The sequence below is a fragment of the Novosphingobium rosa NBRC 15208 genome (assembly GCF_001598555.1).
Lineage (GTDB): Bacteria > Pseudomonadota > Alphaproteobacteria > Sphingomonadales > Sphingomonadaceae > Novosphingobium > Novosphingobium rosa.
The window spans coordinates 14,068-28,986 of record NZ_BCZE01000086.1 but is presented as its reverse complement, the minus strand read 5'-3'; the positions used below and the strand labels follow the sequence as shown (position 1 = coordinate 28,986).

Annotated in this window: 12 protein-coding genes; all 12 read right to left on the bottom strand. The window is 66.2% G+C overall.

All coding sequences use genetic code 11. The features are described from left to right. Positions 1 to 320: 320 nt before the first annotated feature. The 12 genes from SR3_RS25640 to SR3_RS25585 all read right to left on the bottom strand — a co-directional run bounded on the left by SR3_RS25640 (position 321) and on the right by SR3_RS25585 (position 14,918). Complete coding sequence (locus tag SR3_RS25640; protein WP_068092602.1) at positions 321 to 1,082, bottom strand: Bax inhibitor-1/YccA family protein; 762 nt, start codon at positions 1,080 to 1,082, stop codon at positions 321 to 323. A 169-nt stretch (positions 1,083 to 1,251) separates the two neighbouring features. Beyond that, positions 1,252 to 2,052 carry a pyrroline-5-carboxylate reductase gene (gene proC, locus SR3_RS25635; protein WP_068092625.1) on the bottom strand — a complete coding sequence of 267 codons (801 nt, stop codon included), beginning with the start codon at positions 2,050 to 2,052 and terminating at the stop codon, positions 1,252 to 1,254. A gap of 4 nt (positions 2,053 to 2,056) precedes the next feature. Continuing rightward, positions 2,057 to 2,569, bottom strand: coding sequence for a type III secretion system chaperone family protein (locus SR3_RS25630; protein ID WP_068092598.1), 513 nt, complete (start codon positions 2,567 to 2,569; stop codon positions 2,057 to 2,059). A 189-nt stretch (positions 2,570 to 2,758) separates the two neighbouring features. After that, positions 2,759 to 4,681: an SPOR domain-containing protein gene (locus SR3_RS25625; RefSeq protein ID WP_068092594.1), complete on the bottom strand. Its 1,923-nt coding sequence runs from the start codon at positions 4,679 to 4,681 to the stop codon at positions 2,759 to 2,761. Positions 4,682 to 4,747: 66 nt separating this feature from the next. Then, positions 4,748 to 6,313 (bottom strand): cell division protein FtsZ, encoded by a 1,566-nt coding sequence (ftsZ, locus tag SR3_RS25620; RefSeq protein ID WP_068092592.1) that lies wholly within the window; start codon positions 6,311 to 6,313, stop codon positions 4,748 to 4,750. A gap of 172 nt (positions 6,314 to 6,485) precedes the next feature. Next, complete coding sequence (gene ftsA / locus SR3_RS25615) at positions 6,486 to 7,769, bottom strand: cell division protein FtsA (RefSeq protein WP_068092587.1); 1,284 nt, start codon at positions 7,767 to 7,769, stop codon at positions 6,486 to 6,488. Next, positions 7,769 to 9,106: a cell division protein FtsQ/DivIB gene (locus SR3_RS25610; RefSeq protein WP_084455920.1), complete on the bottom strand. Its 1,338-nt coding sequence runs from the start codon at positions 9,104 to 9,106 to the stop codon at positions 7,769 to 7,771. The genes ftsA and SR3_RS25610 overlap by 1 nt, the downstream gene beginning before the upstream one ends. Before the next feature lie 8 nt (positions 9,107 to 9,114). Continuing rightward, the gene (locus SR3_RS25605) at positions 9,115 to 10,110 is read right to left on the bottom strand and encodes a D-alanine--D-alanine ligase (protein ID WP_174549195.1); all 996 of its coding nucleotides are present in this window, start codon (positions 10,108 to 10,110) and stop codon (positions 9,115 to 9,117) included. Further along, on the bottom strand, positions 10,077 to 10,970 hold the full coding sequence (murB, locus tag SR3_RS25600) for a UDP-N-acetylmuramate dehydrogenase (protein WP_068092582.1): 894 nt from the start codon (positions 10,968 to 10,970) through the stop codon (positions 10,077 to 10,079). Before murB ends, SR3_RS25605 begins: the two co-directional genes overlap by 34 nt. Continuing rightward, entirely contained in the window at positions 10,967 to 12,376 is a 1,410-nt protein-coding gene (gene murC, locus SR3_RS25595) for a UDP-N-acetylmuramate--L-alanine ligase (protein ID WP_068092579.1), read from the bottom strand. The genes murB and murC overlap by 4 nt, the downstream gene beginning before the upstream one ends. After that, the gene (gene murG, locus SR3_RS25590; protein WP_068092622.1) at positions 12,373 to 13,542 is read right to left on the bottom strand and encodes an undecaprenyldiphospho-muramoylpentapeptide beta-N-acetylglucosaminyltransferase; all 1,170 of its coding nucleotides are present in this window, start codon (positions 13,540 to 13,542) and stop codon (positions 12,373 to 12,375) included. Before murG ends, murC begins: the two co-directional genes overlap by 4 nt. Before the next feature lie 11 nt (positions 13,543 to 13,553). After that, positions 13,554 to 14,918: an FtsW/RodA/SpoVE family cell cycle protein gene (locus tag SR3_RS25585; protein ID WP_084455918.1), complete on the bottom strand. Its 1,365-nt coding sequence runs from the start codon at positions 14,916 to 14,918 to the stop codon at positions 13,554 to 13,556. Position 14,919: the final 1 nt, after the last annotated feature.

Sequence of the window (14,919 nt, the reverse complement as noted above, 5' to 3'; positions counted from 1 at the left end):
CGGGGGCGGCGGCGGAGGGGGCGCCGGGGGCGGCGGCGAAGCGCAAGCAGCGAGCAACGACAGACCCGCAATAACCAAACCTTTACGCAACCAACGCGCCATGCCGAAGCCTTTCAATCCTTGAACGCCGCAAAAATGGGGGTCTTCCCCCTTGTGTGTTGGGGGCCAGCCCCCATCGCAGGAACGCCTCGTAGCCCAAGGTGATCCGCATGAAAATGCCCCGGAACGCTTTCGCGCCCGGGGCATGTCACTTTTCGGCTGACCGAGTCGTTTTTGCGACGACCCGGCCTATCCATTCCGCGCCGGATTAACGCCAGAGGTTAACGGCGGTCGCCCATGAAGCTGAGCAGGAACTGGAACATGTTGATGAAATCGAGGTAGAGCGTCAGCGCGCCCATCACCGCGATCTTTTCCTCATAGGGGGTGCCGGCAACCTGCACATACATGCTCTTCAGGCGCTGCGTGTCATAGGCGGTCAGCCCCGCGAAGATCAGCACGCCCAGCACCGAGATGACCATGGCCAGACCCGGAACGTGGAAGAACATGCCCACCAGCGAGGCGATGATCAGGCCGAACAGACCCATGATCAGGAAGCTGCCGAAGCCCGAGAGATCCTTCTTGGTGGTGTAACCCACCAGGCTGAGGCCCGCGAAAGCGCCCGCCGTGGCGAAGAAGGTCAGCGCCACCGAGGTGCCGGTGTAGACCAGCAGGATCGACGACAGCGACAGGCCCATCGCGAAGGCGAAACCCCAGAAGAGCATTTTCAGCGTCGAGGTCTGCATGCGGCCCAGGCCGAAGTTCATCGCCAGCACGAAGCCCAGCGGGGCCAGCATGATGACATAGCGCAGCGGCGAGGTGAGCAGGCTGATGGCGGCGGCATTGCCCGACATCACCAGCTGCGAGAGCACCAGCGCGACGACACCCGACAGGATCACCGCCGAGGTCATGTAATTGTAGATCGAGAGCATATGCTTGCGCAGGCCGACGTCGAGCGTCTGCGAGCGCGCCGAAAACCCGGCATTCATCCTCGAAGACGCGCCAAAGCCCGTCTGCGAGGGCTGGGGGTCATTCCAGATGGCCATTGTCCAAAACTCCTCAAGACGGTCGGAACGACATCGTCCGACCGGCACTCCTTAATATCATGCCGATCACGCAAGGTTTCAAGCGAATCCGGCAGAACATCTTTGTGCCAAAATGTTTCTGGCACGCCATGCATGGACAAACGCTGAATATATCCAGGCGTTCCCGCTTTTACCGAGCGGCTTCAGCCATTTCCAGACTGCGCTTTTCAGCGGCATTGAGCGTCGCCTGCATCAGCGCCAGCACCGCGCCATCGGCATCCAGCACATCGAGCCCGGCCTGGGTCACGCCGCCGGGGCTGGCCACGCGGCGCGCCAGCTCGCCCGGATCATAGGGCGAGGCCATCGCCAGATCGGCCGATCCCTGCACCATCGACTTGGCCAGACGCTGCGCCTGATCGGGATCGAGACCCAGCGCCACCCCTGCCGTGGCCAGCGCATCAATGATGCGATAGATGAAGGCCGGACCGGAACCGGCCAGCGCCGTCACGGCATGAAACAGGTCTTCGCCCACCCATTCGGGCGTGCCGAGATGCGTGAGGAAGGCGGTGATCGCCCCCTTCTCATCCCCGGAAAGGCCCTGAGCGGCCACGCCCATCGGGCTCTTGCCCAGAGCGGCGGCCAGATTGGGCATCACCCGCACAAGGCCCTTGGCATCGGGGAAACGCGCCGACAGGCTGGCCAGTTCGGCGCCCGCCAGAATGGAGAGCACCACCGTCCCCGCCCCGGCCAGCGCCGTCAACTGCCCGGCCACATCGTCGAGCATCTGCGGCTTCACGCCCAGCAGCATCAGATCGAAACGCTCACCCTCGGGCAGGCTGCGCAGCAGGCGCACGCCCTCGGGCGCGGCTTCCAGCCTGGGATCGACCACGGTGAAACGATCCGCCGCCACGCCGCCGCGCAGCCAGCCGGCCAGCATCGCGCCGCCCATATTGCCGCAGCCGACGATCAGGATCTTTTCAGGAAAACTCATGAAATCAGGCCTCTCCGGCAGCATCGACGAGGGCGCTGGCCAGCGCGTCGGCGGGGCTCTTGTCGCCCCAGAGAATGAACTGGAAGGCGGGATAGAAGCGGTCGCATTCCTCCACCGCCACTTCCACCAGCATCTGCGCCTGCCCCAGGCTGATCATCCCATCGTCGCCCAGCATCAGCCCATGGCGGTAGAGCAGCACAGCATTGTTCGACCACACGTCGAAATGTCCCAGCCACAGCTGCTCGTTGATCAGCGACACCACCTCGAACATGGCGGGTTTCTTGTCATCGGGCACGCGGATGTCGGGCAGGCACAGCAGCTGGAGGACATTGTCCTCACTGCGCCAGATGCCGCGCAGCTGATAGGTGGCCCAGCTGCCCTGCACCTCGCCGGTGATCTCGTCATCGCTGACGAAATCATAGGTCCAGCCGCGCGCCTCGAACAGCGCCGCCAGCATCTCTACCGGCGCGCTATCCTCATGGCGAGGCAAGTCATCCTGCACAGTTCTTGTCACCATTCACCCGCATCCTGGTGGTTAAGCACCTCTTTGCCATGGATGCTTGGCCCGTAGCCGATTGTAAAACCAAGCCTCGATCTGGCCTGAGCATAACACCACAAGTCTGTGTACAGGCTGTGGATAAGGGCAAACCCCTTAAACAATACGATACAAGATGCGCATTGTTTCAGAGCGGGCCAACCGCGCCGTTCAAAGCGGGTCAACCTCCTGGCCCTCATCCGACAACCACATAAACGCGCCTTCACGGCCCGCCTTCTTCAGCTTGGCCTCGAAAGCCTTGGCATCGGCCTGATCGTCAAACGGGCCGACCAGCACGCGGTTGGTGCGCCCCCAATCGGCGGTCCAGGCAGGCATGCCCTTGAGAATCTTGGCATAATCCCGGCTCATCTGGCGCCAGTCATAAGCGATGCGCTTGAAATCGCGGCCCACGCCCACCTGCACCCAGACGCGGCTGGGATATTTGGGTGGCGGCGGCGCCTTGGGCGCGGGGCGCGGCGCCTTGATCTTGCGAATATCGACCGCGCCCGAAGCAGGCGCCTCAGCCGCCTCCTTGCGCCCCACTTCCTTGCGCGCCGAGGGACTGCCCCATTCGGAGAAAGCCTCGGCAAAGCTGGGCTTGTGAGACGGCGTTTTGCCGGGAGCCTTGGCGGCAGTCCTGATATGAGCCGGCGCAGCAGGCTCGGCGGCCACAAAAGTCACCGGCGGCGGCGGCGGCGCGGTCACGCCCGGTGCGGGCGGCACGGAGGCCACCGGACCAGGCATGACAGGCGCCGGAGCGGGGGTGGTTTCAGCAGGCGGCAGGCGGCCCAGATCGAAGCGGCTGGCTTCCTGATGCGGCTTCTCGCCCGCCATGGCCAGAGCCGGGGCAGGCGTCGCGGCAGGCAAGGCCGCCGACGGCTGAGGCGCGGCGCCACCAATCGGCGGCAGTTCGGCATCAGGCCTGTTCGCCATGGGGGCAGGCGCAAGCCCGGCCACCGGCGCCGGGCGACGCGCGGCGCTGGCCAGAGCAGGCGGCGGCGACACTTCACGCGAGGGATTGGGCTCGGGCGGCAGCGGATTGCTGGCGGCGGCGGGCGCAGGCGCAACGTCCACCGGCGCGCCCCCCTTCCAGCCACGGGTCTTTCTGGTGTTGGCGGCCAGCTTCGTCGACGCGGGCTTGGCGGCGGCAGTCGCTCCCAGCGGCGCTCCGGCAGGCGCCAGCGGCGCGTCTGCAGCGGCCAGATGGCGGATGCCATGCTGCGAGGCATAGGCCGCGATCTTCGCATCATCCTTGCCGATCTGCGAGGCATGCGGGAAGCGGCCCAGATTGGCCGCCGCCGCCTGCTGCGCCGGGGTCAGCCTGCGCATGAAGCGCAGATAGGGCGACATGCCATTGGCCAGTTCGGGCGGCATGGTGGAGCGGGCGATGGCCTCCGCCTCATCCTCGCGGCCCAGAATGGCGAAGGCAAAGGCGCGGGTGCGCCAGGCCGCCCGGTCCTGCTTCTGAAGCAGCGGGGCCAGCGTGGTTTCCATCGATTTGCGGTCACCGGCAATGGCCTGACTCAGCGCCAGGCGGCGCACCGTCTCATCATTGGCGCCATTGGCCAGCGCCTCACGGTAGAAGCGCTGGGCCGAGGCATTGTCGCCCACCAGATCGTAGGACAGGCCGCGATCAGCCAGCTGATCGCCGCTCAGCACCATCCCCTGCGAGGCCTGCTCAAACATGGGGATCGCCCCGACCGGGTCCTCGCCGTGCAATTTGGACACCGCCAGCGCGGCCAGCGCATGGGGATTGCCGGGAGCCAGCTTTTCGGCGCGGGCATAGAAGCCTTCCGCCGAGGCCGTATCGCCCAGCGCGGTCGCCGCATTGCCCGCATCGAGCAAGGCCTCGGCATCGGAAGGGTTGTTGGCGATCCGCCCCAGCGCATTGCTGAGCTGCCGCGCCGGATCATTGCTGGGAACCTGCGACTGACTGTGGCCCGTCGGCAAAGGCTGCACCACCGGATGCGAGACCACCGGCAGGCTCTGCGCCATGGCGGAAGCGGCGCCCAGCGCGCCCATCATGCAGCCGAGCGAAACCGCCCCGATCAGGCCCAGCCCCTGCCGCGCCCGTGCCTGGCGATCACCGCTCATCGCGCTTTCATCCCTGCCATGGAAGGTAGGGCCGGGCTGCAAGGAGCCCGGCCTCTCGAGTGTTGCTTACTGGTTGTTCTGGCGACCGAGGAAGCGCGGGATGTTGATCGCCCCGCCCTCATCACCGCCATCATGATCGTCGTCATCGCTGTGACGGCGGCCGGCCAGATTGGCCATCCGCTCAAACAGCGTGCCGCCCGAGGAACCGGCAGGCCGCACCGATTGCTCCGGCGCGGGCGTGAAGCGCTGCGATGGCTCCAGCGGGGCATAGGGCTGATGGCCCTGCTGCTCATGCTCGGAGAGCAGATTGCGGCGACGGGCCGGAGCCGGACCGTCGAAATCGGCCAGGCTGCTGGCATCGAGCAGCAGCTCGTCGGGGTTGCCGGGCGCTTCCAGACCCGAACCCAGCTCCAGCGGCTCCTCGACCTGCGGGGCCGACAGCGGCGTGAACACCGGCTGCGGGGCCTGCGGCGGCTCGGGCGCGAAGCTGGCCGGGGCGAAGTTCACATGGGGCGCGGGCTGCGCGGGCGGAATGGTCAGCGCCGGGCCGGCAGGCGGCACGATCGGCTGAGCCATGGGCGCGCCCGGCACGGCGATCGACGGGCGGGCAGGCCCGCGCGCGGCGTTCATCGTGAAGGGGCGGCTGGCTTCCTCGGCCATCTGCGCGGTCTGCTCGATGCCGGTGGCGACCACCGAGACGCGGATCTTGCCCTGCAGATCAGGGTTGAAGGCGCTGCCCCAGATGATGTTGGCGTTGGGATCGACCAGCTCGCGGATGTGGTTGGCGGCCTCGTCGACCTCCAGCAGCTTCATGTCGTCGCCGCCGATGATCGAGATGATGACGCCCTTGGCGCCCTGCATCGACACGCCATCGAGCAGCGGGTTGGCGATGGCGCGTTCGGCGGCTTCCAGAGCACGGTGTTCGCCGCTGCCCTCGCCCGTGCCCATCATGGCCTTGCCCATCTCGGCCATCACCGAACGCACGTCGGCAAAGTCGAGGTTGATCAGGCCCGGCATCACCATCAGATCGGTGATCGAGCGCACGCCCTGCTGAAGCACCTCGTCGGCCAGCTCGAAAGCTTCCTTGAAGGTGGTTTCAGCCTTGGCGATCAGGAACAGGTTCTGGTTGGGGATGACGATCAGCGTATCGACGTGCTTCTGCAGCTCCTCGATGCCCGCATCGGCGCTGCGCATGCGGCGCGTGCCCTCGAACAGGAAGGGCTTGGTCACCACGCCCACGGTCAGCACGCCCTTGTCGCGCGCCACCTTGGCGATCACCGGCGCCGCGCCCGTGCCCGTGCCGCCGCCCATGCCGGCGGCGATGAAGCACATGTGGACGCCCTCGAGCGCGCGCTCGATCTCGGCGATGGTTTCTTCCGCCGCGGCGCGACCGACCTCGGGACGGGCGCCGGCGCCCAGACCCTTGGTGATCTCAAGCCCCAGCTGGATGCGGTTCTTGGCGATCGAATTGTTCAGCGCCTGCGCATCGGTGTTGGCGACGACGAAGTCGACACCCTCGATCTCGGCGTTGATCATGTTGGCGATGGCGTTGCCTCCGGCTCCACCAACGCCGATCACAGTGATGCGCGGGCGCAGCTCCTCGACGGCGGGCGGACCGATATTGATGCTCATTGCCATACTCCTTGAGTCTGCTTCCCGCCGCCCTGATTTCGGCACCCCTGATTCAGGTAGGGAAGTCGCGTCAGACTATCTCTTTAAAATGCACGCTTCGACTCGTTGGTGCAAAGCGCATTTGCCATTTGTCCACAGTCGTTGTTGACGATTGCGCGCTTTGAGCGCCACCTCAAAAATATTCCTTCAGCGCATGCAGCACACGGTTCATCAGTCCAGAGCCCGAAAACCGCGTGGTGCGGCGCTGCGCCTGGCTTAATCTGCGTATATCGACGGGGTCCGCGGCGGCATAAAGCACCAGCCCCGCCAAAGTCGAAAAGCCGGGCGTGGAATGCGCTTCGGGCAGGCCCTTGATGGCCATGGGACGCCCGATGCGCACCGGACGGCCCAAGGCCCCCTGCGCGAAATCGGCCAGACCCGCCAGTTCGGCCCCGCCCCCGGTGAAGACCACCTGCCCCGCCCCAGCCCCGGAAAAGCCCATGGCTTTCAGCACCCGGTTGACCTCATCCATCAGCCGCCCGAGCTGGGTGGTGATGACGGTGATGAGTTCGGCGCGGGGAATGCGGTTCTTGTCATCGGCATGGCGGGCCAGCTGGCCGCCGGTGCCGTCTTCGCCCGGGCCGTTGATGGGGATCATCTCGCGGTGGTCCGCCGGGCTGGCGATGGCCGAACCGTTGACGCATTTCAGCCGTTCGGCCTGAAAACGGCGGATGCCGAAGGAGGAGGCAATGGCATCGGTGATATCGCCCGAGCCCATGGGAATGGTCGTCAGCCCCACCAGCATGCCTGCGGCAAACAGCGACACTGTGGTCACCTCCGCGCCAAACTCCACCAGCGCCACGCCCAGCTCGCGTTCTTCGGGCGCGAGGCAAGCGTAACCGGCGGCGATGGGCGAGGCCACCACCGACGTCACCTGCAGATGCGCGTTCTGCACCGCTTCGGTCAGGTTGCGCACCGGGCCGCCATCGCCCAGCATCACGTGAATATCGACGCCCAGACGCCCGGCATGCAGCCCCTTGGGGTTGGAAACGCCATGCGCGCCATCCAGCGTGTAATGCGCGGGCTGGGCATGCAGCACCACGCGCCCATCGGGCTGGATCACCCCGCAGGCGCCGGAGAGCAGATGCTCGATATCATCGTCCTCGATCCGGCGACCGCCGATATCCGCCTCGACCTGCGTGATCTGGCTGGTGAGCCCGGCCCCGCTGCAGCCGATGGCAACCGCCTGCACGCTGGTGCCCGCCATCTTTTCGGCACGCTCGATGGCGTCGCGCACGGCGTAGGTGGCGGCGTGCATGTCCACCACATAGCCACGCTTCACGCCCTGCGCTGCGCGGTGGCCGCTACCCAACACCAGCAATTCACCGGTTTCGGTGCGCCCGGCAATGATCGCCGAAATGCGGAAGGAGCCGATGTTGACCGCGCCAAAGGCACTGACGATCCGGGGTGCGACCATCAATGGGCGTCCTTATGGTGAGGCGCCTTATGGTCCGGCTTATGCGCGGCGGCGGGTTTGTGAGCGGCTGGCTTGTGCGCAGGCGCCTTGTGAGCGGGCTCGGTCTTGTGCTTTTCCGGCTTGTGGGCCGGGGCGGGTTTATGGGCTGCTGCAGGCTTGTGGTCAGGCTTATGCGCAGGCGTAGCCTTATGCTCGGGCGCAGGCTTGTGCGCCTCATGCTTCACGGCCTCGTGCTTAACCGCATGATCCGCCCCGCCGACATGCGCCAGCGCATTGCGGATCACACCCACATGCTCGGCGGTTTCGTGATGCGGGGTGGTTTTAGGCTTGCTCTCGGCCTGCGGCTTGGCGGCAGGCTTGGACGCTTCGGGTTTGGCCTCGCTGGGCGTGGAGGTCGCGTCCGCCTCCGGCGTAGCCGCAGCCACCGCCACCGCCAGCGGGCTGTCCGGCATGCCATTGGTCGAGCTGCCCGGCACGCGCATATAGATCCGGTCCGGCGAGCGCATATCGAAAGCCACCACGCGACCGCCCAGCAGGCGGTTGGTGCCATCCAGACGCGCAAAAGCCATCAGCGCATCGGCGCCGATCTTGTCACCCTCCGGCAGGGCCAGCACCTGGTTGGTCTTGAAAGTGAGGTTCCAGCGGCGGTTGCCCACCCACTCGGCCTCGGCCACCTGCGGGCGCAAGGCAGGCGCGGCATCGAGCAGGGTCGTCAGATCACCCACCTTATCCGACACACCCTCGCCCGAGAGCACCAGCTTGCCCTTGGCGCGGCCAGCTGCGATCGGCTCCAGACGGTGGCCGCCCGCATCGATCAAAGTCAGCTTGTCGCCCTCGCGCAGCACCGGGCCGGGCTTGCGCTCGACGATGTCGACCACCAGCGTATCGGGCAATTCGCGCGAAACGCGGGCATCCTCCACCCAGCTCAGCTGCAGCAGATCGTCACGCACCGCCTCAAGATCGACCAGCGGCATGGCGCGGTCCCGCTGGGCCAGCACCCGCTCATAGACCTTCAGCTCGTTGAGATGCTTGACGCCATGCACCTCGACGCGGCGCACCTGAAACCCGGCCTGCGAGGCGATGGACGCCACCTGCTGCGTGGCCATGGCGGGCACGCCGGCCAGCACCATCACCAGCCAGGCCAGACCCAGCGCGCAGCCCAGAATGGTCACCAGAAAGATGCGGTGCAGCTGAGCCTCGCTGAAGGGCAGCAGCGCCAGCGCACGGTCCAGCGCCGTGCCGGTGCGCGCACGCGCCACCGCCACCTTGCGGGCGTTGCTGGCCTTGCTGGCCTGCTTGCGGGCGCTGGCGCCGCCGCGTTTCAGCTTCTGGCTCATCGGCTGTGTTATGCCCCCTTCTTGGCCTTGGCGTCAGCGCCAGAATCCTTCAGTGCCTCGGCCACGATGGCCTCGACCAGATCGGCGTAATCCATGCCCAGATGCCGCGCCTGTTCCGGCACGAGGCTAAGCGGCGTCATGCCCGGCTGCGTGTTGACCTCCAGCAGGAACAGGCCTTCCACGCCTTGCTCATCATCCCAGCGGAAATCGCTGCGGCTGGTGCCCTTGCAGCCCAGCAATTGATGCGCGCGCAGAGCAATATCCTTGCAGGCCTGCGCCACATCCTCGGGGATTTCGGCGGGGCAGACATGCTTGGTCAGCCCATCGGTGTATTTGGCGTCGAAATCGTAGAATTCGGTGGTGGGAATGAGTTCGGTGACCATCAAAGCCTTGTCGCCCAGCACGGCGGTGGTCAGCTCCTTGCCGCGAATGAAGGGCTCGGCCATCAGCTCGGGGAAATGGTGCCAGGGGCCCTCCACATCGCGCCCGATGGGATTGCCGTAATTGCCGCTGGCCGTCACGATGGCCACGCCCACGCTGGAGCCCTCGCAGGCTGGTTTGAGCACATAGGGGCGCGGCAGCGGGTCTTTCTCGAACAGTTCGGCGCTCTGCACGATGCGGCCGCCCGGCATGGGGATGCCATGGGGGATCAGCGCCTGCTTGGTCAGCTCCTTATCGATGGCGATCACGCTGCTGGTCAGGCCCGAATGGGTATAGGTCAGCCCCATCAGATCCATCATGCCCTGCACGCTGCCATCCTCGCCGGGCGCGCCATGTAGAGCGTTGAACACCACATCGGGCTTGGCCTCGGCCAGCTTGAGGGCCACATCGCGGCCCATATCGATGCGCGTAACCTTATGGCCCCGGCTTTCCAGAGCATCGGCCACGCCATTGCCGCTCATCAGCGAGACGGGGCGTTCCGAGGACCAGCCGCCCATCAGCACGGCGATATGAAGTTTGGGCAGCTTGCTCACAGTGTCTTGCCTACTCGCTTGATTTCCCATTCCAGCTCGACGCCGGAGTTGTCTTTTACCCGGCGGCGCACTTCATCGCCCAGCGTCTCGATGTCAGCGCTGGTGGCCGTGCCGGTGTTGATGAGAAAGTTGGTGTGCTTCTCGCTGACCTGCGCCCCGCCAATGGTCAACCCCCGGCATCCGGCGCGGTCCACCAGCTCCCAGGCGCGCTCGCCCGGAGGGTTCTTGAAGGTCGAGCCGCCGGTCTTGCTGCGCAGAGGCTGGCTGGCCTCGCGGCTGGCGGAGATGCGGTCCATCTCGGTCTGGATCGCCTCGGCCTCGCCGGGCATGCCACGGAAGCGGGCCGAGACGACAATCGCCCCCTCGGCCAGATCGGAATGGCGATAGGTGTAACCCAGATCGGACAGCGGCAGGGTGGAGAGCTGGCCATCGCGCGTCACCACAAGGCAATCGACGAGGATATCCTTCACCTCACGCCCATAGGCGCCGCCGTTCATGCGGACAAAACCGCCCACTGTGCCCGGGATGCTGCGCAGAAACTCCAGCCCCGCAATCCCGGCATCGCGCGCGGTGGAGGAGACCAGAATGCCGCTCGCCCCACCGCCGCAGTTCAGCGTCAGATCGTCCAGCTTCTCGACCTTGGCAAAGGCCTTGCCCAGACGCACGACCACGCCCGGCACGCCGCCATCGCGCACGATCAGATTGCTGCCCAGCCCCAGCGCCATCACCGGCACATCAGCGGGACACTGCGCCAGAAACGAGCGCAGATCCTCCACGTCCTTGGGCTCGAACAGCCACTGCGCCACGCCGCCGCTCTTGAACCACACCAGCGGAGCCAGTGGAGCGTCAGCCGTCAAGCGCCCGGCAACAGGAGGCGGCGTCCAGTTCACAGGCCCTTGCGCTCCCCGATGGCAGCAGCCAGCCCGGCAGCCCATTTCGTGATATCGCCCGCGCCAAGGCACACGACCATATCGCCCGGCTGGATCACATCGGCCAGCGTGCCCGCCAGAGCGTCGGCACCGTCGATCAGATGCGCGCTGCGATGGCCGCGCGCCTTGATGCCCTGCACCATGGCGGCGGAATCGACGCCCTCGATGGGCTGCTCGCCGGCGGCATAGACCGGGGCGGCATAGACGATATCGGCATCGTTGAAGGCCGCGGCGAAATCATCGAGATGATCGCGCAGACGGGTGAAGCGATGCGGCTGCACCACGGCGATCACGCGGTTCTGCACGCTTTCCCGCGCAGCGGCCAGCACGGCACGGATCTCGACCGGGTGGTGGCCGTAATCGTCGATGATGGTGGCGCCATCAACCTCGCCCACCTTGGTGAAGCGGCGCTTCACGCCCCCGAACTTGGCGAAACCGCCCCGGATCAGCTCATCGGCCACACCCATCTCCACCGCGACGGCGACTGCGGCCAGCGCGTTCTGGACATTGTGGCGGCCCGGCATCGGCAGCTCGATGCCCTCGATGCGGCGGAACGAACCATCGCGTTGGCGCAGCACGGCGGTGAAGCGGTTGCCGCCGGGATAAGGCGTGACGTTCTCGCCGCGCACATCGGCCTGAGCGCTGAAACCATAGGTGATGACCCGGCGGTCACGCACCTTGGGGATGATCGCCTGCACCTCGGGATGGTCGATGCAGAGCACCGCCGCGCCATAGAAGGGCACGTTCTCGATAAATTCGACGAAGCACTGCTTCACCCGGTCAAACGAACCGTAATGGTCGAGATGCTCGGGATCGATGTTGGTGACGACCGCGATGGTGCCATCCAGACGCAGGAAGCTGCCGTCGCTTTCGTCGGCCTCCACCACCATCCAGTCGCTGGCGCCAAGGCGCGCGTTGGAGCCATAGGAGTTGATGATGCCGCCATTGATGACGGTGGGGTCCACCCCGCCGGCGTCCAGCAATGCTGCGACCATGCTGGTGGTCGTCGTCTTGCCGTGGGTGCCGGCCACGGCGACGGTGTTCTTCAGCCGCATCAGCTCGGCCAGCATTTCGGCGCGGCGCACCACGGGAACGCGATGCTCCAGCGCGGCGGCCACTTCCGGGTTATCGCGCTTCACGGCGGTGGAGGTGACGACCACGGCGGCATCGCCCAGATTCTCGGCGGCATGGCCGATCATCACCTTGATGCCGCGCTGGCGCAGGCCTTCCACCACATAGCCCTCGGCAATGTCGCTGCCCTGCACGGTGTAGCCCAGGTTGGCCATCACCTCGGCGATGCCCGACATGCCGATCCCGCCGATGCCGACGAAATGGATCGTGCCGATGTCCGTTGCGACGCCCTTCATGCCAGCTGCCCCTGCGCGCCCGCGGGCAGGGCGGCACTGTCCACCTTGATCACGTCCATCAAGGGCTCCGCGCCGAAGCTTTCCACCAGATCGGCCAGATCGGCGGCGGCATTGGGATGGCCGCAATTCCACGCGGCATGGGCGGCATTGGCCAGCGTCTCGGGGCGCTGGGCCAGGGCCTGAATCTGCTTGGCCAGTTCCACGGCGGTAAATTTCTCCTGACGGATCGAGCGGGCGCCGCCCGCCACCACCATCTCGCGCGCATTGGCGGCCTGATGATCGTCGGTGGCGATGGGCAGGGGCACAAGGATGGCCGGGCGGCCCACGGCGGTGAGTTCCGCAATGGTGCTGGCGCCCGAACGGCCGATAAACAGGTGAGCATCGGCCAGACGGGTGGCCATATCCTCGAAATAGGTCGCCAGTTCGGCGGGAATGTCATGCGAGGCGTAGCGGGTGCGCACAGCGTCGATATCCTCGGCGCGGCACTGCTGGATCACCTGCAGGCGGGTGCGCAGCGACGGCGGCAGCATGGCCAGACCATCGGGCACCACTTCAGACAGGACGCGGGCTCCCTGAGAACCACCCGTCACCAGCACGCGCAGCAATCCGTCCTCGGTGAAGGGCGGGAAAGGCTGGTCGCGCAGGCGCAGCACCTCCTCGCGCACCGGATTGCCGATGACATGAGTCTTTTCGGCATATTTGGCATCGAGCCGGTCGGTCTGGGCGCTGGCGGTGGCAATGGCGTTGACGCCCTTGGCGAGGAAGCGGTTCACCCGGCCCAGCACGGCGTTCTGCTCGTGGATCAGGCTGGGGATGCCCGCGCTGCTGGCCGCCAGCAGCGCCGGAAGCGCCGGATAGCCGCCAAAGCCGATCACCGCGCTGGGCTGGAAGCTTTCATAAAGGCGCAGCGCCATGCGCCGCCCTTCCATGATCGCCATCAGACCCTTGATCCAGTTGATGGGGTTCTTGCCCTGCAAACGCCCGGCGGGCAACACATGCGCCGTCAGCCCTTCAGGGCGCCCCGGGATCGCCGCACCGCGCACATCCGTCACCAGCGCGACATGGTGCCCGCGCCGCTCCAGCTCCGCCGCCAGGGCGAAGGCGGGGATCAGATGGCCGCCGGTGCCACCCGCGGCCAGCACATAATGGCGGGAGACAAGGGTCATGTCGGCGGGGCTCACTTCCTGGGGTTGTCGGTCTTGGACGGATAGGCGGTGGAAAAGGGCGAGACAAGATGCAGCGGCAGCCCCCTGCCCCCTGAAGCGCCCTCGCTCTGGAACGGATCATGCGCCAGATAGGGGTTACGCCTTGTGATCGCGAGCAAAAAGCCCACGCCCATGCACAAGGCAATGGTAGAAGAACCGCCATAGGAAATCAGCGGCAAGGTCATACCCTTGGAGGGGAACAGCTGCAGATTGACCAGAATGTTGATGAAGGCCTGTCCGCCGATCTGCACCACAAGGCCGGTGCCCGCCAGCACAGTGAAGAGGTCTTCCTCCTGCGCCAGACGGATCAGCACGCGCGCCACGATGGCGAAATAGAGCAGCACCACCACGGCGCACATCAACAGGCCGAACTCCTCGCCGATGACCGAGAAGATATAGTCGGTATGCGGCTCGGGCAGCGATTTCTTCTGCGTGCCGAGCCACAGGCCCGTGCCCGTCCAGCCGCCCGCCACCAGCGTGCGGAAAGCCAGATGCACCTGATCGTACTGGTCGCCGCCGCCCGAGAGGTTCAGCAGAAAGTCGTCGATACGGTTGCGGGCATTGCCATAGAACATATAGGCCAGCGCCACCACGCCCGCGCCAATGCCGGCGAACAGGCCGATGCGCGCCGGGCTGAGCGGCAGGCCCGCCACCAGCAGCATGGTGAAGCCCACCAGCAAAAACAGCACCGTCGAGCCGAAATCGGGCTGGAGCATCAGCAGCGCGGCGACAAGGCCCGTCAGCCCCACGCAGATCATCATCACCGGCAGCTTGCCATCACGCAGCTTCCACGAAAGCACCCAGGCGAGGCAGATCGCGAAGGCGGGCTTGAGAAACTCGGAGGGCTGGATGGTGATGCCCAGCTTCAGCCAGCGCTTGGCGCCGTTGATGTTGGCGCCCACCATCGGCACCAGCATCAGCGCCACCAGCATGGCGCAGCCCAGAATGATGCCCACGCGCCGCGCCTGCTCACGATTGAGCCGCGAGCAGACCAGCATGGCGATCAGGCCGACACTTTGAAAGCCGATATGCAGATAGAAGAAGTGCAGATCGCCAAAGCCCTTGCGGGCCATGGCCGGGGCATGAACGGCAGCAGGCGAACCCGCCGCCACGGCCAGAGCGCCAATGCCCATCAGGGCGAAGATCAGCACCAGCAGCACACGGTCGATCTCGCGCCACCATGTCGCCCATTCGCCGCGCCCGGCGCGCTTGGCCCAGCTGCCGTTGTCCTCACCCGCGCCGGCGCCCGGCACATAGGGAGCGGGCGTGAAGGTCGGTCCGGCAGTGGGGCTGCCCGGCGGCGGAGGCGTGGACGGTCCGGGCGGCGTGGCGGGCATG

Coding starts and splice junctions, on each gene's coding strand:
- SR3_RS25585 (WP_084455918.1), bottom strand. CDS start 14,918: ATGCCCGCCACGCCGCCCGGACCGTCCACGCCTCCGCCGCCGGGCAGC.
- SR3_RS25610 (WP_084455920.1), bottom strand. CDS start 9,106: ATGAGCCAGAAGCTGAAACGCGGCGGCGCCAGCGCCCGCAAGCAGGCC.
- SR3_RS25625 (WP_068092594.1), bottom strand. CDS start 4,681: ATGAGCGGTGATCGCCAGGCACGGGCGCGGCAGGGGCTGGGCCTGATC.
- proC (WP_068092625.1), bottom strand. CDS start 2,052: ATGAGTTTTCCTGAAAAGATCCTGATCGTCGGCTGCGGCAATATGGGC.
- murG (WP_068092622.1), bottom strand. CDS start 13,542: ATGACCCTTGTCTCCCGCCATTATGTGCTGGCCGCGGGTGGCACCGGC.
- SR3_RS25605 (WP_174549195.1), bottom strand. CDS start 10,110: ATGGGAAATCAAGCGAGTAGGCAAGACACTGTGAGCAAGCTGCCCAAA.
- ftsZ (WP_068092592.1), bottom strand. CDS start 6,313: ATGAGCATCAATATCGGTCCGCCCGCCGTCGAGGAGCTGCGCCCGCGC.
- SR3_RS25630 (WP_068092598.1), bottom strand. CDS start 2,569: ATGGTGACAAGAACTGTGCAGGATGACTTGCCTCGCCATGAGGATAGC.
- SR3_RS25640 (WP_068092602.1), bottom strand. CDS start 1,082: ATGGCCATCTGGAATGACCCCCAGCCCTCGCAGACGGGCTTTGGCGCG.
- murC (WP_068092579.1), bottom strand. CDS start 12,376: ATGAAGGGCGTCGCAACGGACATCGGCACGATCCATTTCGTCGGCATC.
- ftsA (WP_068092587.1), bottom strand. CDS start 7,769: ATGGTCGCACCCCGGATCGTCAGTGCCTTTGGCGCGGTCAACATCGGC.